The sequence below is a fragment of the Streptomyces sp. NPDC005485 genome, from assembly GCF_040606085.1.
Taxonomy (GTDB): domain Bacteria; phylum Actinomycetota; class Actinomycetes; order Streptomycetales; family Streptomycetaceae; genus Streptomyces.
Window position 1 is genome coordinate 40,367 of record NZ_JBEXDZ010000049.1, and the last position, 17,448, is coordinate 57,814.

Consider the following 17,448-nt stretch of genomic DNA (forward strand, 5'->3'; position numbering starts at 1 on the left):
ACTGACGACGACGCATGTACGGGTGCGCGACAGCCGGCCGCAGCGGTGACTTGGGCCGGCCTGCACGCAGGCAGGGAGCATGGCGCACACTGCCCCGCACGGTCCCGAGCCGCGGATGTGGGTACCGGCCGACTCGCGGCCCGAGGCTCGTCGTTGTCGGCACCGCGCACCAAGCGTCAAGGGGACGGGCACGTGCCGGACGGCGCGCCGCCCGCAATCCTCCGGATCCCACGACCCGACACGACCCGACGCAGACGTCCCCGGACCCGGCAGCCGGCTCAGGGCCCGGACGCACTTACCCAGCGGTGATAGGCGTCCACGTCGACGTTGCTGCCGCACACGATGGTGACTACGTGTCGGCCGGCGAAGCGGTCACGGTCTTCGAGGATCGCCGCGATGCCGAGCGCGGCCGAGGGTTCGACGACGAGGCCGGCATGGTCGAAGAGCATCCGCATACCGGCGATGATCGACGCCTCCTGGACCAGGACGGCGTCGTCGGCGACAAGGAGTAGATCGTCCAGGACGGCCGGGATGGGACGCCGGCCTGCGACGCCGTCAGCAATGGTGTCGGTCGAGTCGGTGGTGATGACACGACGGCTGCGCCACGAGTGTGTCAGCGCCGGTGCGCCCAGCGGCTGGACGCAGATCACCTCGACTTCGGGTGCCAAGGACTTCATGACATGACCCACGCCGGTGGCCAGTGCCCCGCCGCCGAGGGCAATCAGGACGGTGTCGAACGACGGCGCGGTGTCCACCAGTTCCAGGCCGATGGTCGCCGCACCCTCGCAGGTCTCGATGTCCAGGCTGTCTTCGAGCAGTCGGATGCCGTCGTACCGCGCGATGGTTGCCGCCCGCTCGCGTGCCATCTCGTGGTCGCCGTCCACCAGTTCCAGCCTGGCGCCCAACGAGCGGATGCGATCGAGCTTGGCCGCAGTCGCAAAGCGGGATGCCACGACGGTCACGTCGAGCCCCCGGTCGCGACCGGACCAAGCGAGGGCTTGGCCGAGGTTGCCCGCGCTGGCGCACACCACGGCTCGTGGACCTTTGTCGGCGAGCAGGCAAGCGACGACCTCGGTGCCGCGGGCCTTGAAGCTGCGGACCGGGTTCGCCGTTTCGAGCTTGATGCTCACGGTGCACCCGAGGTCGGGTTCCATCGCCTCGCAGCGGTACAGCGGAGTGTCGAGAAAAATCGGGTCGATCACCCGGCGAGCAGCCCGGATCCGAGCAGTGTCGAGGCGCGTCTCCTGCACGACACAGAAGCGTAGCTCCGTCGGCGCTGTTGCATTGAGCAATCGTCAAGAACTGCGGCTCGGGTGACGGGTGATCAGGCAACGTGCAATCCCGTCGATTCCCGCACGGTGAAGTCTGCGCAGCCACGGGCCGCCCCGCAACGGAACTCGCCCCTCAGACGGGATTGCGGGCCGCCACCGCGACGGCCCACAACGACGTCGGGGTACATCAGGATCCGGCAGAGACCGCGGCGGCGTGGGCAGCCCGCAGTGAGGCCTTGTCGATCTTGCCGACCGCGTTCTTCGCGATCGCCTCCACCACGAAGAACGCGGTCGGGCGTTTGTAGCCGGTGAGGCTTCGTGTGCAGAGGTCGTTGAGCGCCGACGGATCGACGGTCGAACCCGGTCGAGGCTGGACGTAGGCGACGACCACCTCTCCCCACTTCTCGTCGGACACGCCGATCACGGCGGCCTCGAGCACCGACGAGTGGCCGGCGAGTACGTCTTCGATCTCCTTGGGGTAGATGTTCTCCCCGCCACGGATGATCATGTCCTTCGAGCGCCCGACCAGGCTCAGATAGCCCTCGGCGTCGAGATGGCCCACGTCGCCCGTGTGCAACCAGCCGTCGACGATGACCTTGGCCGTTTCGTCCGGGCGGCCGAGGTAGCCACGCATGACGTTGGGGCCCCTCACGACGACCTCACCGTCCATGCCCTGGGCCAGCTCCGTACCGTCGACGTCAAGGATCCGGATCTCCTGCCCGGGGAAAGGGAGTCCCACGGTTCCGGCGCGTCGAGGGCCGGCGACGGGGTTGATGGTGGAGCCGCAGGTCCCCTCGGAGAGTCCGTAACCTTCGATGAGCGGAAAGCCGTACCGGGCCTCGAACCGGGTCAGCAACTCGGCGGAGGCAGGTGCCGCGCCGCAGACTCCGAAGCGCAGGGACGAGGTGTCGGGCCGGACGTCGTCCGGGAGCGCCGCGAGCATGCTGTAGATCGTCGGGACGGCGCTGAAGAACGTCGGGCGCTCACGCTCGACGACGTCGAAGAAGGACTTCGGGTTGAACCTGTCGGCGATGACGACGCTCGCCATCGCGAGCAACGGCGTGAGGACGCTGACCACGATGCCGTTGACGTGGAAGAGCGGCAGGATCAGCAGGCACCGGTCGTCCGGTCCGACCTGGAGGGACTGACGCCCCATCTCCACCATGGCGTCGATGTTGGCGTGGTCGAGCATCACGCCCTTGGGTACCCCTGTGGTGCCGCTGGTGTAGATGAGGAGGGCCAGCGCGGACGGGTCCGCACCCGGCGGCTGATCCTCATCCGCGGGTTCCTCTTCGTACAGTTCGCCGACGGCGAGTGTGGCGAGACCGTCCCCGACACCGGTGCCGCCGTCCTCGACCACGAGCAGGCGTGCGCTGGAGTCGGCGATCTGGCGGGTGACCTCGACGTCGGTCATGCTCGGGTTGACCGGCGTGATGGTGGCGCCCAGCCGCCAGGCGGCGAACAGCAGGAGCACGAACTCGACGCGATTCGTCAGCTTGAGGGCCACGACGTCACCGGGACCGACCCCGAGGTCCCGGAGGTGAGAAGCCGCCGCTCGGACGCGACGCAGCAACTGAGCGTTGGTGAGGGTTTGGCGGCCGTCCGAGACCGCGGCCCCCTCTGGGTCGTAAGCCGCGCGGCGGTCGGGCAGAGAAGCGAAATTCATGGCGAGCGTACCTGTCTCGGTGTGATGCGATCCGGTCACGGAGCCGACGCGGCGGTTGCCGGGGCCAGCTGACGGCTGAGGAACTCGACCTGGTCGCGCACCAGTTCCTCGAAGGTCTCGCCGGTGTAGAAGTCGAAGTGGCCGGCTTCGTACCTTCTGATCTCTCCCTTGGGCGCGGTGCGCGCATACCGGAGGGTCTGGGCGGGAGGGGTGACGGAGTCGGTGTCGCTGACGCAGAAGAGGATCGGCATGGCGACCTTCTTGGCCGCACGCCCGGGCCGGTAGGCGGCGATGGTCGGGATGACCCTTGCCGCCACCTCGTTGCGGAACGTCGTCCCCGTGGGCTGGAGCGCCTGGTATCCGGGCAGGGCGTCGGGGGCGTTCATGAGGGCCGGCGAACCGGGGGCGCCGGCGATGGGCACCATCACGGGTGCCTTCCCGCGGATCCGTGTCGCCAGATCTCGGGCGAGCACTGGAGTGATCCTGAGCGAGGCGAGGGGGCCCAGTGCGAGTGCGGAGGCGAGACCGTCGGTGAACGGGCACTGGGCCACGGCCGCGCGCAGTTCGGGATGGCGTGAGGCGACGGTGATGGCGTGGCCGCCGCCGAAGGAGCTGCCCCAGACCGCGACACGGGAGCGGTCGACGTCGGGGCGGGCCTTGACGTAGGCGAGGGCGGCATCCCAGTCGGCGAGTTGACGCTTGATCGACAGGAGCTGGCGGGGGTGGCCGCCGCTGTCGCCGAAGTGCCGATAGGTGAAGGCCACGGCGGCGATTCCGGCCTGTGCGAAACGCTCCGCGAAGGCGTCCAGGCGCATTTCGCGGGTGGCGCCGAGGCCGTGGCCGAGGACGACGACGGGCGGGGAGGTGACGCCTGTGGGGAGGTAGAGCCAGCCGGCGCATCTGCTGTCGCCGGAGGGGAACGTGATGTCGTGGCGGGTGAAGGAGTGCGGGGTGGTCATCGTCGGCTCACCGTCCGTTCGCCGAGTGGCGCCCGGACACACTGCCCGAGGCGAGTGCCTGCGCGTAGGTGCCCGGCTTGTAGAGCGGGAGTTCGCCGGTGACGTCCGTCGTCGCCATGTAGTTGAGCATCAGTTCCTGGCCTTCCTTCGACATGGCCCGGGCGAAGAACTCGGCGCGTTCGACATGCAGGCCGTCCTCCAGCGACATGGATCCGCCGAAGTACACCGACCTCTTGGCGGCCGCGACTGAGCCCTTCGACCGCTTGCCGAAGTGCTCGGCCAGTTCGACCGCCTCCGCGACCACCTTGTCCTGCGCGACGACCTTGTCCACCGCCCCGTTGGCGAGGGCCTCCGCGGGCGTGAACGGCTTGCCCTCGAGAATCGCGGCCAGAGACCGGTGGGTGCCGATCAGACGGGTCAGCCGTTGGGTGCCGCCCCCGCCCGGGATGATGCCGAGCAGGATCTCCGGCTGGCCGATGAAACAGTCCGTGTCGGCCATGACCCGCAGGTCGCAAGCCCAGGCGAACTCCGCGCCGAGGCCCAGGGCGGAGCCGTTGAGTGCGGCGACGAAGAGGACACCGCTGCTGTTCATCCGGAGGAAGGTCCTGTGCAGGCGCTCCAGTTGGAGGGCTCCCCGCATCGGGGTCCTGCGCATCACGGACCGGAGGAGACGTGAGCGGTCCACGCGCTTGGCCATGCGTACGACGGCGGCGGCACCGCGCCGGCCGACCGTGGGGCTCGCGGCGCCCCCTTCCTGAAGCCACTGGACGGCGGCGTGACTGACGAACCGCTCCGGATGCGCGCCGGTGAAGACGACGGCACGGATGCCCGGATCGCGTTCGACCCGGTTCACCAGCCTGTCCAGCTGATTGGCGATGTCGAGTCCGAATACCTGGTGCGGGCCACCGTCGACCCGGACGACCAGGACGGCTCCCCGGTCCTCGATCTCCAGTTGGCCCTTGTCTTTGTACGGCATGAATTCTGCTCCCGTGCTGAGTCCATGAGGGTGAAAAATGCGTCGGGACATTCGCGGACGCGTTCCCGGCGAGGGGGATCGGGCGGTCCCAGCGGGCCGTGTCCGCACCGGCGGCAGCGTCTGGGACAGTGCGTGATGACGTGTCCAGGGGTGCGCGCCTGTATACGGGTCGGCATGTCGCGTGTGATGTGTACTATTGCCCTGAAGAATCAGATAACCAAGTTATTTCAGGCGTGTCAATGGTGGAGGCGTGCGAGACATGGCAGGGCGGGCGAGGCTCGATGACGCACCGGAGCGGCTTGTGCAGGCGGCCATCGGTCTGCTGGCCGAGCAGGGACCTTCGGCTGTCAAGGCGCGTGCGGTGGCTTCCGCGAGCGGACTGTCGACGATGGTGGTCTACAGCCACTTCGGTGGGATCCCTGAACTCATGGGCGCCGTTGTCGACCATGGGTTCAAGGAACTCGGCAGAGCGTTTGTCCGGGTGCCGGTGACGGAGGACCCGATTGCGGATCTCTTTGTCATGGCCTTGTCCTGTCGTCGGCTGGCTCGCGAGAACCCTCACCTCTACGACCTGATGTTCGGGCTGTCCACTCGTGCGACGTACCGGCCCCTGTCGGATGCGGACCTTCGCCTGAGTGGGCGCTCGCCGGCTTTTCGGGACGCCTACGCTCACGTCACCGCTGCGTGCGAACGGCTTGTGGACTCCGGCCGGGTCGAGCGGCAGGAACCCGAGGTCGTGGCCGCGCAGTTGTGGAGCCTGGTCCACGGTTACATCACCCTTGAGTTGGCCGATCACTTCGTCGAGTTCGAGGACGCGGTGGTGCAGGTCCTGCAGCCGCTGGGCGTGAACTTCTCCGTCGGCCTGGGCGACTCGCGGGAACGTGCCGAGGCCTCGCACCAGGCCGGCGCGCTCCTCTACGACTCGCTCGTTGAAGGTCGTTGAAGGCGTTGAAGCTCGATTGAGGCCAGGGTGTTCGGGTGGTGCCGTGTGTGGCTACGGCTTGGTCTCCGCAGCGCGGGCATCGCTGCCCGGTATGAGCTGGTCATGCCTCCCCAGCGCCGCGACCTCCCGTTCGAGGGAGGGAACCGACCGGGCCGCGAAGCGCCTCGCCCAGGGCCACGCCAGCGGCGAGTTCAGCGCCGCCTTCGCCCAGTTGGCCACGACGACCGCGCGCGGGACGTACACACGGCTGCGTCGGCGCACGAGCCCGTCGACGATCGCGGCAGCCGCCCGGTCGGCGCTCGTGGTGACGTTGCCCGGGTAGGGCAGCCGTTGGCGCAGGCTCTGGAACGACGGGAGGTCCACTTCGGCGCCGCGGACGAGGTCCGTGTCGATCCAGGAGGGGTGCACAAGGCCGACCGTGACCCCTAGGTGTGCCACCTCCTGGCGGTAGGTGAGGGCGAGGAGTTCAGCCGCGGCCTTGCTCGCGCCGTAGGAGGCCATCGCGGCGAGCGGCATGAAGGACAGTGCGGATGCCACGACCAGCACGTGGCCGCGGCTGCGCTCCAGGTGCGGCGTCGCGTACTTGAGGGTGCGGAAGACGCCGTTCAGATTGATGTCCAGGACCCGCTCGAACGACGCCTCGTCCGTCTGTCGCACCGTTCCGTACGCCACCACGCCGGCGTTGGCGACCACGAGGTCGATGCCGCCCATGACCTCCGCTGCCTCGTCGATCGCCGACCGTAGAGCGGCGCCGTCGCGTACGTCGGCCTCCCGCCAGGATGCGGTCGGGCCCAGGTCGTCAGCGAGGGCGCGCAACCGATCGGGCTCCAGGCCGATCACGGTCACTCGTGCCCCTCGGGCGGCGGCGAGGCGGGCCACTTTCTCGCCGATGCCGCGTGCCGCTCCGGTGACAACCAGTTTTCTGCCCAGCAAGTCACGTTTCATGGCGGCAACATAACTTCGTTATTGATGGAGCGCAAGACGTCGTTCGCATCGGCGCCGTGCTGACCTGCTGGGTCTCCTGACCGGACGAACCTATGCTGGCTGTCATGAGGCGGACATCCTTTGCGCAGTGGCCCTGCTCGATCGCCCGGACCATGGACCTGCTGGGGGACTGGTGGACGCCCCTGGTGCTGCGGGAGGCGTTCTACGGGATCGGGCGGTTCGACGCCTTCCAGGATTCGCTGGGGATCGCCCGCAACACGCTCACCGACCGGCTGCGCCGCCTGGTGGAGGAGGGGCTGCTGGAGAAGCGGCCCTACCAGACGGAGCCCGTTCGTTACGACTACGTGCTCACCGAGAAGGGCCGCGACTTCTACGGCGTGCTGCTGGTGATGAACCGGTGGGGGGACCGTTGGCTGGCCGGCGAGGCGGGCCCGCCGGTGGCCATGCATCACGATGCGTGCGGGCAGGAGACGCACGCCGAGGTGGTGTGCGCGGCCTGCGGAGATCCGATGACGGCGGACAACACTCACCCCCGGATGGGGCCCGGCTACCCGCCGCATCTGGCCGAGCGGCCGGATGTGCGGGAGCGTTTCGCGGGCTGACTTGTCATGGCGCGGAGCGGGCGCCTCCCCTTGACAAGTAAGTCTATCTACGCAACTTTGCTGGTCAGTTACTTACCTGAGAGTTGTCGGTGACGGGAGGCCGCGGAGTCATGGAGTGGACGGGTGCGCGCTATGCGGACAAGCCGACAGCGGAGGTCCATACCTGGATCGCCGCCCCGCCGACACGGGTGTGGTCGCTGGTGTGCGACATCGAGCTGATGCCGCGGAACAGCTCCGAGCTGCAGTCGGTGCAATGGCTGGACGGCCGGAGCGGCCCCGCGCTGGGAGCCCGATTCATCGGCCGGAGCAAGCACGAGGCGCTGGGGGACTGGACCACCACCTCCCACATCGTCGAGTACGAGCCGCCCGGAGTGCTCGCCTGGGCGGTCGAGGATCCCCAACACCCCACCGCGCTATGGGGGTTCACGCTGGAGCCGGAGAACGGCGGCACTCTGCTGCGGGAATGGATGCAGATGGGTCCCGCCCGCTCGGGCCTCTCCTTCGCCATCGATCGCATGCCGGAGAAGGAGCAGAAGATCGTCTTCGTGCGTATGCGGGAGTTCGAAGTCAACATGGCCTTCACCATCGAAGAGATCAAGAAGCTGGCCGAGAGCAGCGCCCAGGCCTCGGACAAGGCGGGCCTGTGATGCGTACCTCCACCACGATCGAAGCGTCCGGGGGCGACTGGCGGGAGATCGTCGACTACGTCACCGAAGCCGAGAAGCTCGGTCTGGACATCTGCTGGGTGGCCGAGGCGTGGGGCTCGGAGGCACCCTCGCCGTTGGGCTACCTCGCCGCCAAGACCGAACGCCTGCTTCTCGGTTCGGGCATCATCCAACTCGGCACCCGCACCCCGATGGCCATCGCCCGCGCCGCGATCACGTTGTCGCAGATCTCCCAGGGGCGCTTCCTCCTCGGACTCGGCCCCTCGGGACCGCAGGTGGTCGAAGGACTCCACGGCGTGCCCTTCGACCGGCCGCTTTCCCGGATGCGCGAGACCGTCGAGATCGTGCGGCAGGCCGCCTCGGGCGACAAGATCTCCTACGGCGGGCGCGAATTCCGGATCCCGCTGCCGGGCGAGGCGAAACCCATGCGTCTGTCGATGCGAGCCGAGCACGACATCCCGGTCTACCTCGCGACGCTCTCGCCGAAGATGCTGCACCTGACCGGTGAGATCGCGGACGGCTGGCTGGGTACCAGCTTCGTACCCGAGGGCGCCAAGGCGGCGTACTTCGACCACTTGGACGAGGGACTGACCGCAGCCGGTCGAAGCCGCTCGGACCTCGACATCTGCCAGGGTGCCGAGGTCGCCTTCGCGGATGACGAGGACACGCTTCGCGTGATGGTGGCCGGACGCAAGAAGGAGCTGGCCTTCAGCCTCGGCGGCATGGGATCCGCGACCACGAACTTCTACAACAACGCCTACAGCCGCCAGGGCTGGGCCGAGGTCGCGGCCGACGTCCGCAGCCGCTGGCAGGCCGGGGACCGGGACGGCGCGGCCGCCCTCGTCACCGACGAGATGGTGCTGGCGACCACGCTCATCGGGACCGAGAACATGGTGCGCGAGCGACTGCGCGTATGGCGCGACGCAGGTGTCGACACCGTCCGCTTCTACCCCGCCGGCGACACCCTCGAAGCCCGGCTCGCCACCCTGGGCCGGGCCATCGAGCTGGTCCGGGACATCGAGGCCGGGGCGGCACGGTAGGCGCGGATCACGCCGCCGAGGAGGACCGCTATGCGTCGGCGCTGTCCGGGAGGCCCTGGTTCAGGTCAACCGTGGCGCTGACGCCTTCGGCCGCCAGGCCGGACATCAGCAAGGAGATCGCCCGGAACGTCCTGGTCAGGGCGGACTCCCGGTCCGTCGCGGCGGCGATGATCTGGTTGCCCTCGCACAGACCGGCCAGCAGCAGGCGTGCGGTGGTGGCGACGGGTACGTCCGGCTTCAGATCGCCGCGTTCGGCCAGAGCGGTCAGCAGTCGTTCGATCGGCGGCTGGGCGACGGCGTCGTTGATCTGCCGGTACCGCTCTCCCAGGACCGAGGGCGCCTGGGCCATCAGCTCACGGTGCAGAGGGTCGTCGATGGTCCGCCGCAGGAAGACGTACGCCAGGTTGGACACGGCGGTCATCGCGGAACCGTCCGGCATGGCGCGGACCGCCTCCGACGTCTCGTCGCTCAGGGCCCCGACCTGCTCAAGCAGCTCCGTGTACAGCTCGGCGAACATCGCCTTCTTGTCCGGGAAGTGGTGGTAGAAGGTGCCCTTGCTCACCAGCGCGGCCCCGGTGACGGCCTCGACCGACGTGTCGGCGAATCCATTGTCGACGAACAGCTTGCGGGCGGCCGTCACCAGGTCCGCCCGGGTCTGCTCCGCGTACATCTGCCGTCGGTTTGGCCCTCTCATGCCCACCATCGTATATTCGATGACCTGAGGTCAGTGAATGACTCTCGGTCAGTCGATGGCGGTCAGGACGACGTCCTCCGGAAGGTTGGCGGAGCCGTGGAAAAGCGCAGGATCGTGGTGCTGGGCGCAACCGGATACACCGGGCAACGGGTGCTCCGGGAGCTGCTGGCCAGAGGTGAGAAGCCGACCCTGGTCGGGCGCAGCCGAGCCAGGATGCTGACCCTGGCCGAGCGCTTCGGGGCGGACCTGGCCGTGGCCGAGGTCGACGTCACCTCGACAACGGAACTCGCGCGCCTCCTGGAGCCCAATGACGTGGTCGTCTCCACGATCGGGCCGTTCATGCAGCTCGGGATGGCCACGGTCACGGCAGCCGCGCGAGCCGGTGCGCACTACTTCGACTCCACGGGGGAGGGGACCTTCGCCCGCCGCGTCCTCCTGGAGCTGGACTCCGTCGCGGCGGACCGGGGAGCGGCCCTCGTGCCCGCGTTCGGCTACGACTACGTGCCGGGCAACCTCGCCGGCGCGCTCGCCCTGACGCGGGCGGGCGAGCGGGCCCGCCACGTGGAGACCGGCTACTTCATCACCCGTCCCGGGCGCGGGGACGACCTGCGCTACCGCAGCACTCTGCGCGACGCCTTCACCCTCACCACGGGGGGCACGCGACAGACGCTGGTCGGCGCGGCGGCCGAGGACGGGTTCGCCTATCGCAGCCCGCGCCCCGGCATGTCCGCCCGCGTGGTCGACGAGCGCCCCGCCAAACGAGTGCGTACCTTCCACTACGGCGGTGTGAAGCGCGTCGCCATGACCGTCCCGGGTACGGAGCATCTCGGACTGCCGGAGATCTTCCCGCAGTTGGAGAGTGTCGAGGTGGGGCTGGGCTGGTTCGGCCGATGGACGCGACCGGTACGGATCGCCGCCACGCTCCAGGCGCCGCTGCTGCGTTCGCCGAAGGTCCGGGCAGCGCTGGCGCGGTGGTCCGAGCGGCTCCCGGCATCGGACCGCGAACCGGACCCCGACGGCCGTTCCCTGGTGATCGCCGTCGCCCGCGACAGCGACGGCAGGCCCCTGGCGACGACGGCCCTGACCGGTCCGGATCCGTACGAGATGACGGGATCCCTCCTGGCCTGGGGCGCCGTCCACGCGGCGGCGCCGGATGCGGTCCTCAAGCCCGGCGCGCACGGCCCGGTCGCGGCCTTCGGGCTCGACACCCTCAGGCTCGGTGCCATGGAGGCCGGGGTGCACGAGGTCGACGCTGCGTCGGCCCGCCGCTGATGACTGCCGTACGGGCATAGATCACGCCATTGGGACGCTGAAGCGGAGGCCCCGGGTGACTGCCGCCGAGGCGGTCGACCGTGCGGTCGCCTCCCTCGCCTGCAGCGGTCGCTTGCGGCGGGCGGTAGCGCAAGCCACCGTTGTTGAGTTGATGACAGGTTGTTCGATCGGGAGCGAGCCGCCCCTCGCGGGGGGACCGGTCGCCCCAGCGGAAAGGAACCGTCCATGGACGAGCAGGGTGAGCGCTTCGACGTCGTCGTACTCGGCGCGGGCCCCGGCGGATATGTTGCCGCCATCCGGGCCGCCCAGCTGGGCAAGCGTGTCGCGGTGGTCGAGGAGAAGTACTGGGGCGGTGTCTGTCTGAACGTGGGCTGCATCCCCACCAAGGCCCTGCTGCGCAATGCCGAACTGGCACACATCTTCACGCGCGAGGCGAAGACCTTCGGCATCAAGGTCGACGGCGAGGTCTCCTTCGACTACGGCGAGGCGTTCCGCCGCAGTCGCAAGGTCGCGGACGGCAGGGTCAAGGGCGTCCACTACCTGATGAAGAAGAACAAGATCACGGAAATCAGCGGTCGCGGCACGTTCCTCGACCCGCACACGATCCAGGTGGCCGACTACGACGGCAACACCCGGGCCATCGGCTTCGACCAGTGCATCATCGCCACCGGCGCGACTCCCAAGCTGCTGCCCGGCACCCGCCGCACCTCCCGGGTGGTGACGTTCGAGGAGCAGATCCTCGCCGAGGACCTTCCGCAGTCCATTGTCATCGCGGGCGCCGGCGCGATCGGCATCGAGTTCGCGTACGTCCTGCACAACTACGGTGTGAAGGTCACGATCGTCGAGTTCCTGGACCGGGTCGCCCCGCTGGAGGACGCCGAGGTCTCCGCCGAACTGGCCAAGCAGTACCGGAAGTCGGGCATCGATGTGCTCACCTCCACCCGCGTCGAGTCGATCGACGAGTCGGGCGCACAGGTCCGCGTCACGGTCACCGGCAAGGACGGCGCCCAGCAGGTCCTGGAGGCCGACAAGGTCCTGCAGGCCATCGGCTTCGCGCCGAACGTGACCGGCTACGGCCTGGAGAACACGGGCGTCAAGGTCACCGAGCGCGGCGCGATCGACGTCGACGGCCGCTGCCGTACCTCCGTCCCGCACATCTACGCCATCGGTGACGTCACCGCGAAGCTGATGCTCGCGCATGCCGCCGAGGCGATGGGCGTCATCGCCGCCGAGACGCTCGCGGGCGCGGAGACCATGGAGCTGGACTATGTGATGATCCCGCGGTCCACCTTCTGCCAGCCCCAGATCGCCAGCTTCGGCTACACCGAGGAGCAGGCGAGGGCGAAGGGATTCGACGTCAAGGTCGCCAAGTTCCCGTTCACCGCCAACGCCAAGGCCCACGGCCTGGGCGATGCGACCGGTTTCGTGAAACTGATCAGCGATGCCACGCACGGAGAGCTGATCGGCGGGCACCTCATCGGCCCCGACGTCACCGAACTGCTGCCGGAGCTGACACTGGCCCAGCAGTGGGACCTCACCGTCCACGAGGTCGCCCGCAACGTCCACGCCCACCCCACCCTGGGAGAAGCGGTCAAGGAAGCGGTCCACGGCCTCGCGGGCCACATGATCAACATGTAGCGAACGGCGCCGGGCCCCTTGGCACTCGGATCGGTCTCGTGACCTTTGCCTGCCAAGGGGCCCGGACATCGCCGCGAAGCGTTCCGGCCGCACTCCGACATCCAGGATGGTCCGCACCGCATGGCGACTCTCCCAGGCCAACGATGCACGGGGGAAGTGGCCGACGCGACGGCGGGTTACGTGGCTCAGGCCGTGGGTACGGCAGGCTGGTTGACGAGGGAGGCGTCACCGCCCTGAACGTTGTTTCGGGCGGCGGCGGTCGCCTCGTGGGCACTCCGAGGGGGATTCCACTGACCTCGGACAGGCGCGCGAACTGCTCAGGAGTGAGCTGCACGTCCAGGGCGCCCAGATGGTCGTCGAGCTGGGAGAGGTTGCGCGGGCCGATGATCGGGACGAATGAGGTGGCCGCCTGGGCGGCACGTTCACGGAGCCGGGCGACCGACACCTGGGCGGGCGTCGCGCCGGCTTCCTCGGCGACAGCCACGACGGAGTCGACGACTGCGGTCTTCTGTTCGGTGCTCTCGGTGTGCATGAGAGTCTTGAAATCGGTCAGCCGCCCTTCCGGGCCGCGGCGGAACTTGCCGGTGAGCAGCCCCCCGCCGAGCGGGGACCACAGCGCGGCGCCCAGGCCCGGGCTCGCGGCCATCGGCAGCAGTTCAAGGTCGGCGGTCCTCTCGACGAGGCTGTACTCGATCTGGATGCCCGAGACCGGTGCCCAGTTCTTCAGATCCGCGAGGGTGGCGGCGCGGGAGACGCGCCATGCGGGGAAGTTGGACAGGGCGGCATGGAGGATCTTGCCGGAGCTGACCAAGTCGTTCAGTCCGCGCAGGATTTCCTCCATGGGTGTGAGGTCATCGGGGAAGTGGACCCACGGAGCTGTTCACGGCCCAGGGGATCAATGCGACCGGGATGGATCAGTTGTCGACCGCCGCGGACGTGTCGAAGCGCACGCTCTACGTGCACTTCCCCAGCAAGGACGAGCTCATCGGGGCGTACCTGAAGTCACTGATGGACGATCTGCTGCCTGTCCCTCAGTCGCCTGACGATTCGACATCGAGCCCGCGGGACCGGCTCCTCGCCGTCTTCGACTGGGCGCGCCCGGAAACCATCGATCCGTTCCGAGGGTGTCCGTTTCTGAACGTCAGCGTCGAAGTGCCCGACCCGGGGCACCCGCCCATCAACTGCCCACGGCGTACAAGAGGGAGTCCGCCAGTCGGCTTGCGGACATCGCGCGGGACGGCGGGGCCGCCGATCCGGAAAGTCCTCGGCGAGCAACTGGCGCTGCTCTTCGTCGGCGCGGCGGCACGCGGCACCGGGGTCAACAGCACGCACACCGCCGGGTGCGCGCGATCCATCGCCGAGGTGCTGGTCGATGCCGCCCTCGTTGCGCGCCCTGGCCAACTCTCAAGGTGAGTCTTCGTACAGGGTGGCAATCGCGACGGCGCGATTGCGCAGTGAGGTGCGCAACGACTCCGGGTCCAAAGCCTCCGCGTCCGTGCCGAGTTGCCACAGCGCCCACTCGGCGTGTCGTAAGTCCTGGAACGTCACCTCCAGCCGCAGTCGGCCGTCTGCGTCGGGTGCTGCTGCGCGGACGGCCACTGCGGTGCTCAGCAGGTCTTCGCGGCGCTCCGGGTTCACCCGTATCAGCACAGAGATATGGTCGCTGGAAAGGAATTGCGCGCAGCGTTCCCGCCAGAGCAGGTCCAGATCGACTCGGTTCGGTCGCTGTGCCGGCTCGGGGAGTTCCTCGGCGGCCACCACACGTGACAGTCGATAGGTGCGGTCCGCGCCGGATCTCGTGGCCAGCAGGTAGCCCCGGTCGCGTACGGTGACCAGGCCGATCGGGTCCACCGTGCGCCACTGTGGTGTCTGGTCCGTGGCCGCGTAATGGATACGGAGTTTGCGCCCGGCCAGCACCGCGCGCCGGATCTCGATCATTGTCGTGCCGGGCACCTCCTCAGTCGCGGGCCGGCGTGAAAGCAGGTCGGTCTCCGGTTCGACGAGAAAACGCTGGGCCGCGTCGCTCGCGGTGGCCCGATTGCTTTCCGGCAGCGCGTCAACCACCTTGCGCATGGCCGAAGCGAGCGCCGAGCCGAGGCCGAACACCCGCTCGCCGTGCCCCGATCCGGCGGTCAGCAAGGCAAGGGCCTCGTCATGGTTCAGTCCGGTGAGCTCGGTCCTGAAACCGGGCAACAACGCGAACCCGCCGTGCCGGCCGCGTTCGGCATAGACCGGGACGCCGGCTGCGGACAGCGCCTCGATGTCGCGCAGCACGGTACGGGTGGATACCTCCAGCTCGCGGGCCAGCGTGTCGGCAGTCAGCCGACCGCGCTGACGCAGCAGCAGCACCAGCGAGACCAACCGATCGGCGCGCATGCGAAAACCCTATCGAATACATGACCAAGGGTGTCGTGATTTGTTGGAAGGCTCGTGAGCACCGACGTCAACACGATGGCGGTTGTCGCGCCGATGCGCGTACGCACTCCCAATGAATCCAATGGAGCTGATGTGGCAGTGGAACGAACGGCAGTCAACCCGGTGACGTGGTCGGTGGAGATGGGCTTCAACCAGGGTGAGATCGTCTCCGGGCACACCCGGACCCTGTACTGCTCCGGTCAGACCGCGATGAGCGCCGACGGCAAGCCACAGCACGACGGTGACATGGCCGCACAGTTGGCGCTGAGCCTCGACAACCTGGAGGCTGTGCTCGGTGCGGCCGGCATGTCCCTCGCCAACCTCGTCCGGCTCAACGTCTACACCACCGACGTCGATCTGCTGTTCCCGCACTATGGCGTGCTGGCGTCGCGGTTGGGCGCCGCCGGGGTGGCACCGACCACCACGATGCTCGGGGTGACACGGCTGGCCATCCCCGGCCAGATGATCGAGATCGAGGGGACCGCCGTCGAGTGATGCGACCTCTCGCCCACGGCGTGACACCGCCTCATCGGCCCACCGGGCTCATCCCGTGGACAGGGTCCGGGCCCTGCGGTATTCGCCGCGTGCGAGCAGGGAGAACGTCACCGTGGCGAGCAGTGCCACGGCGACGATCGCCCACTCCAGCGCGCCACTGTGCTGGTCGGGGTCGACTCCGAAGACTTCCTCGATCCAGTCGGGCCAGATGAGAGTCACCAGGAAGAGCAGCCCGCACACAGCGGCGGCCACTGCCTCGATCCGACCCCGCAAACGCATGTTTCGTGTCATCGCCGTCACCTTCGATGAGTGCCGAGTCGAGGATGGGTTCAGACCGTCGACAGGTCGATCCGGAACATGCCGCGGCCGTGCGTGGCGCTGATCAGCGTCTCGTCCATCCAGAACAGCTGGTCGACAGAGCAGTTGGTCGGGCCTTCGTTGGTCGCCGACCAGGTCACCCCGCCGTCGTCACTGGCGAAGAGCCCGACCTCCGTACCGCAGTAGAGCAATTCGGTACGGCGAGGATGGATGGCGACCGCCCGGATCGGCACGTCCGGCAGCGTCTGCGCGAGCTGCGTCCACCGGGCGCCGCCGTCATGGGTCACCCAGAGGTTGTCCGCCTCGAACCCGCCGAAGGCTACGAAGACGGTGTCCGGGGCCGCCGGATCGACGGTGATGGAGGTGCAGTAGCGACTCGGCCGCAACGGACTGGGCCCGGTCACCCCGACACGCTCCCAAGTTGGAGTCGCCGCCGTGCCGTTGGCGGTGCGGAACAGCATGCCGTTGACGTGCCCTACCCAGATCAGGTCCGAGTTGCCGTGTGCCACCGTCAGCGCGCTGATGTTCGCACCGGCGCTGGGTTTGACGGACCGCCAAGTAGGCCCGGACGTGGGCGTGTTGGTCTCTTTGGCGTTGTTCGTCCGCCATAGCGACAGGCCGCCGGCGAGCAACCTGTCGGAGTTGTTGGGATCCAGCGTGAACGGGGCGATGAAGAGCGCCTTGTTGTTCTTCGCGTCCGGAATGAGGAAGGGTACCGGCTTCCAGTCCCAGTCCCTGATGTCGTCGTTCCAGAACTGGCCGCTGATGTAGCGGTCGCCACCGGTGTCGTCGCTGGTGCCGCCGTCGATGTTGCGGTGGATGTTCAGGAAGACGTACTCGCCGTAGAACACCTCGGGATCGTCCGGGTCAGCCGCGCACCAGCCACCGTCACCGCCGAAGATCTGCTGCCAGCCATCGGTGCCCTGCGCGGGGTCGAAGCAGATGGTGCCGTTGTCCTGGGCACCCCCGATGATCTTTCCGCTGAGCCGGTTGCCGGCTCCGGAGTAGAACTGGGTGACGCCGTAGTTGTTGTCCAACTCGGTCCAGCCATGGACGAACGGTGCCTCCGGCTCAGTACCGGTCTGCGCCAAGTCGTCCGCCTTGAACACTCCGCCGTCGTTGCCGAAGAAGACCGTCCGGTTGGTGGTCCCGTCGTGGGAAGGGTGCGAGACGATGGCGTGGTGGTCGGCGTGCACCGACTGCCCGTCCCACCAGGTGCTGATCTCGGTGATGTGGTCACCGCCGTCCGTGCTGCGCCACAGATCGACGCCGCCGAGCACGACGAGTTTCTCGTTCGTCGGGTCGCCGGCCCACACCGCGTTGCCGTACCAGCCCTGGTCGCCCAGGTAGTCGGCCACATGGCCGCTGAGGTCGAGGGTCTTGCGTGACTGGTAGGTCAAGCCGCCGTCCGTCGAGCGCCAGATACGGCCGCTGGTCATCTGGACCGAGGCGTAAACGATGCGGGGGTCCTTGGCCGCGTAGGCGAGCTCCACCCGGCCCGACCACGGGCCGTGCGTCGCCGCCTGCCAGGTCTGTCCGCCGTCGGTGC

General features: G+C 68.4%; 18 protein-coding genes. 8 read left to right on the forward strand and 10 right to left on the reverse strand.

From position 1 onward, the window contains the following. Nucleotides 1-278: 278 nt before the first annotated feature. From ABZS97_RS18585 to ABZS97_RS18600, 4 genes are all read right to left on the reverse strand, one after another. Complete coding sequence (locus ABZS97_RS18585) at nt 279-1,250, reverse strand: pyridoxal-phosphate dependent enzyme (RefSeq protein WP_356139094.1); 972 nt, start codon at nt 1,248-1,250, stop codon at nt 279-281. 208 nt (nt 1,251-1,458) lie between these two features. Continuing rightward, nucleotides 1,459-2,937: an AMP-binding protein gene (locus tag ABZS97_RS18590; protein WP_356139096.1), complete on the reverse strand. Its 1,479-nt coding sequence runs from the start codon at nt 2,935-2,937 to the stop codon at nt 1,459-1,461. A gap of 35 nt (nt 2,938-2,972) precedes the next feature. Continuing rightward, nucleotides 2,973-3,896, reverse strand: coding sequence for an alpha/beta fold hydrolase (locus ABZS97_RS18595; RefSeq protein WP_356139098.1), 924 nt, complete (start codon nt 3,894-3,896; stop codon nt 2,973-2,975). Between the two features lie 7 nt (nt 3,897-3,903). Then, nucleotides 3,904-4,872, reverse strand: coding sequence for an enoyl-CoA hydratase/isomerase family protein (locus ABZS97_RS18600; protein ID WP_356139100.1), 969 nt, complete (start codon nt 4,870-4,872; stop codon nt 3,904-3,906). A 259-nt stretch (nt 4,873-5,131) separates the two neighbouring features. Between ABZS97_RS18600 and ABZS97_RS18605 the strand changes: the two genes are divergently transcribed. Further along, the gene (locus tag ABZS97_RS18605; protein ID WP_356139102.1) at nt 5,132-5,815 is read left to right on the forward strand and encodes a TetR/AcrR family transcriptional regulator; all 684 of its coding nucleotides are present in this window, start codon (nt 5,132-5,134) and stop codon (nt 5,813-5,815) included. A gap of 51 nt (nt 5,816-5,866) precedes the next feature. Here ABZS97_RS18605 and ABZS97_RS18610 read toward each other — a convergent pair whose 3' ends face one another. Beyond that, nucleotides 5,867-6,760 (reverse strand): short-chain dehydrogenase/reductase, encoded by an 894-nt coding sequence (locus ABZS97_RS18610; RefSeq protein ID WP_356139104.1) that lies wholly within the window; start codon nt 6,758-6,760, stop codon nt 5,867-5,869. Nucleotides 6,761-6,864: 104 nt separating this feature from the next. Between ABZS97_RS18610 and ABZS97_RS18615 the strand changes: the two genes are divergently transcribed. The 3 genes from ABZS97_RS18615 to ABZS97_RS18625 all read left to right on the forward strand — a co-directional run bounded on the left by ABZS97_RS18615 (nt 6,865) and on the right by ABZS97_RS18625 (nt 9,067). Beyond that, nucleotides 6,865-7,362: a helix-turn-helix domain-containing protein gene (locus tag ABZS97_RS18615; protein ID WP_356139106.1), complete on the forward strand. Its 498-nt coding sequence runs from the start codon at nt 6,865-6,867 to the stop codon at nt 7,360-7,362. 110 nt (nt 7,363-7,472) lie between these two features. Beyond that, nucleotides 7,473-8,009 (forward strand): SRPBCC family protein, encoded by a 537-nt coding sequence (locus tag ABZS97_RS18620; RefSeq protein ID WP_356139108.1) that lies wholly within the window; start codon nt 7,473-7,475, stop codon nt 8,007-8,009. Further along, nucleotides 8,009-9,067, forward strand: a complete 1,059-nt coding sequence (locus tag ABZS97_RS18625; protein WP_356139110.1) for an LLM class flavin-dependent oxidoreductase — start codon at nt 8,009-8,011, stop codon at nt 9,065-9,067. The genes ABZS97_RS18620 and ABZS97_RS18625 overlap by 1 nt, the downstream gene beginning before the upstream one ends. Before the next feature lie 28 nt (nt 9,068-9,095). On the opposite strand, the gene ABZS97_RS18630 is transcribed toward ABZS97_RS18625, so the two are convergent. After that, nucleotides 9,096-9,761, reverse strand: a complete 666-nt coding sequence (locus ABZS97_RS18630) for a TetR/AcrR family transcriptional regulator (protein WP_356139112.1) — start codon at nt 9,759-9,761, stop codon at nt 9,096-9,098. Nucleotides 9,762-9,794: 33 nt separating this feature from the next. Between ABZS97_RS18630 and ABZS97_RS18635 the strand changes: the two genes are divergently transcribed. Together ABZS97_RS18635 and lpdA are read left to right on the forward strand one after the other, a co-directional pair. Further along, nucleotides 9,795-11,033, forward strand: a complete 1,239-nt coding sequence (locus tag ABZS97_RS18635) for a saccharopine dehydrogenase NADP-binding domain-containing protein (RefSeq protein ID WP_356139114.1) — start codon at nt 9,795-9,797, stop codon at nt 11,031-11,033. Nucleotides 11,034-11,258: 225 nt separating this feature from the next. Beyond that, on the forward strand, nt 11,259-12,671 hold the full coding sequence (lpdA, locus tag ABZS97_RS18640) for a dihydrolipoyl dehydrogenase (RefSeq protein ID WP_356139116.1): 1,413 nt from the start codon (nt 11,259-11,261) through the stop codon (nt 12,669-12,671). Here lpdA and ABZS97_RS18645 read toward each other — a convergent pair. After that, nucleotides 12,661-13,512 (reverse strand): aldo/keto reductase, encoded by an 852-nt coding sequence (locus ABZS97_RS18645; RefSeq protein WP_356139118.1) that lies wholly within the window; start codon nt 13,510-13,512, stop codon nt 12,661-12,663. The genes lpdA and ABZS97_RS18645 overlap by 11 nt on opposite strands. A 35-nt stretch (nt 13,513-13,547) precedes the next feature. Here ABZS97_RS18645 and ABZS97_RS18650 point away from each other — a divergent pair, with 35 nt between their 5' ends. Next, nucleotides 13,548-14,084 carry a TetR/AcrR family transcriptional regulator gene (locus ABZS97_RS18650; protein WP_356139128.1) on the forward strand — a complete coding sequence of 179 codons (537 nt, stop codon included), beginning with the start codon at nt 13,548-13,550 and terminating at the stop codon, nt 14,082-14,084. On the opposite strand, the gene ABZS97_RS18655 is transcribed toward ABZS97_RS18650, so the two are convergent. Beyond that, nucleotides 14,076-15,047, reverse strand: a complete 972-nt coding sequence (locus ABZS97_RS18655; RefSeq protein ID WP_356139120.1) for a WYL domain-containing protein — start codon at nt 15,045-15,047, stop codon at nt 14,076-14,078. The genes ABZS97_RS18650 and ABZS97_RS18655 overlap by 9 nt on opposite strands. 138 nt (nt 15,048-15,185) lie before the next feature. Here ABZS97_RS18655 and ABZS97_RS18660 point away from each other — a divergent pair, with 138 nt between their 5' ends. Then, nucleotides 15,186-15,581, forward strand: coding sequence for a RidA family protein (locus ABZS97_RS18660; protein WP_356139122.1), 396 nt, complete (start codon nt 15,186-15,188; stop codon nt 15,579-15,581). A 48-nt stretch (nt 15,582-15,629) separates the two neighbouring features. Here the strand turns inward: ABZS97_RS18660 and ABZS97_RS18665 are convergent, their stop codons facing one another. Together ABZS97_RS18665 and ABZS97_RS18670 are read right to left on the reverse strand one after the other, a co-directional pair. Further along, nucleotides 15,630-15,872: an ABC transporter permease gene (locus ABZS97_RS18665; RefSeq protein WP_356139124.1), complete on the reverse strand. Its 243-nt coding sequence runs from the start codon at nt 15,870-15,872 to the stop codon at nt 15,630-15,632. Between the two features lie 38 nt (nt 15,873-15,910). Further along, nucleotides 15,911-17,448 (reverse strand): hypothetical protein (locus ABZS97_RS18670; RefSeq protein WP_356139126.1); only part of this gene is annotated, 1,538 nt, incomplete at its 5' end.

Coding starts and splice junctions, on each gene's coding strand:
- ABZS97_RS18590 (WP_356139096.1), bottom strand. CDS start 2,937: ATGAATTTCGCTTCTCTGCCCGACCGCCGCGCGGCTTACGACCCAGAG.
- ABZS97_RS18595 (WP_356139098.1), bottom strand. CDS start 3,896: ATGACCACCCCGCACTCCTTCACCCGCCACGACATCACGTTCCCCTCC.
- ABZS97_RS18600 (WP_356139100.1), bottom strand. CDS start 4,872: ATGCCGTACAAAGACAAGGGCCAACTGGAGATCGAGGACCGGGGAGCC.
- ABZS97_RS18605 (WP_356139102.1), top strand. CDS start 5,132: ATGGCAGGGCGGGCGAGGCTCGATGACGCACCGGAGCGGCTTGTGCAG.
- ABZS97_RS18610 (WP_356139104.1), bottom strand. CDS start 6,760: ATGAAACGTGACTTGCTGGGCAGAAAACTGGTTGTCACCGGAGCGGCA.
- ABZS97_RS18615 (WP_356139106.1), top strand. CDS start 6,865: ATGAGGCGGACATCCTTTGCGCAGTGGCCCTGCTCGATCGCCCGGACC.
- ABZS97_RS18620 (WP_356139108.1), top strand. CDS start 7,473: ATGGAGTGGACGGGTGCGCGCTATGCGGACAAGCCGACAGCGGAGGTC.
- ABZS97_RS18625 (WP_356139110.1), top strand. CDS start 8,009: ATGCGTACCTCCACCACGATCGAAGCGTCCGGGGGCGACTGGCGGGAG.
- ABZS97_RS18630 (WP_356139112.1), bottom strand. CDS start 9,761: ATGAGAGGGCCAAACCGACGGCAGATGTACGCGGAGCAGACCCGGGCG.
- lpdA (WP_356139116.1), top strand. CDS start 11,259: ATGGACGAGCAGGGTGAGCGCTTCGACGTCGTCGTACTCGGCGCGGGC.
- ABZS97_RS18645 (WP_356139118.1), bottom strand. CDS start 13,512: ATGGAGGAAATCCTGCGCGGACTGAACGACTTGGTCAGCTCCGGCAAG.
- ABZS97_RS18655 (WP_356139120.1), bottom strand. CDS start 15,047: ATGCGCGCCGATCGGTTGGTCTCGCTGGTGCTGCTGCTGCGTCAGCGC.
- ABZS97_RS18665 (WP_356139124.1), bottom strand. CDS start 15,872: ATGACACGAAACATGCGTTTGCGGGGTCGGATCGAGGCAGTGGCCGCC.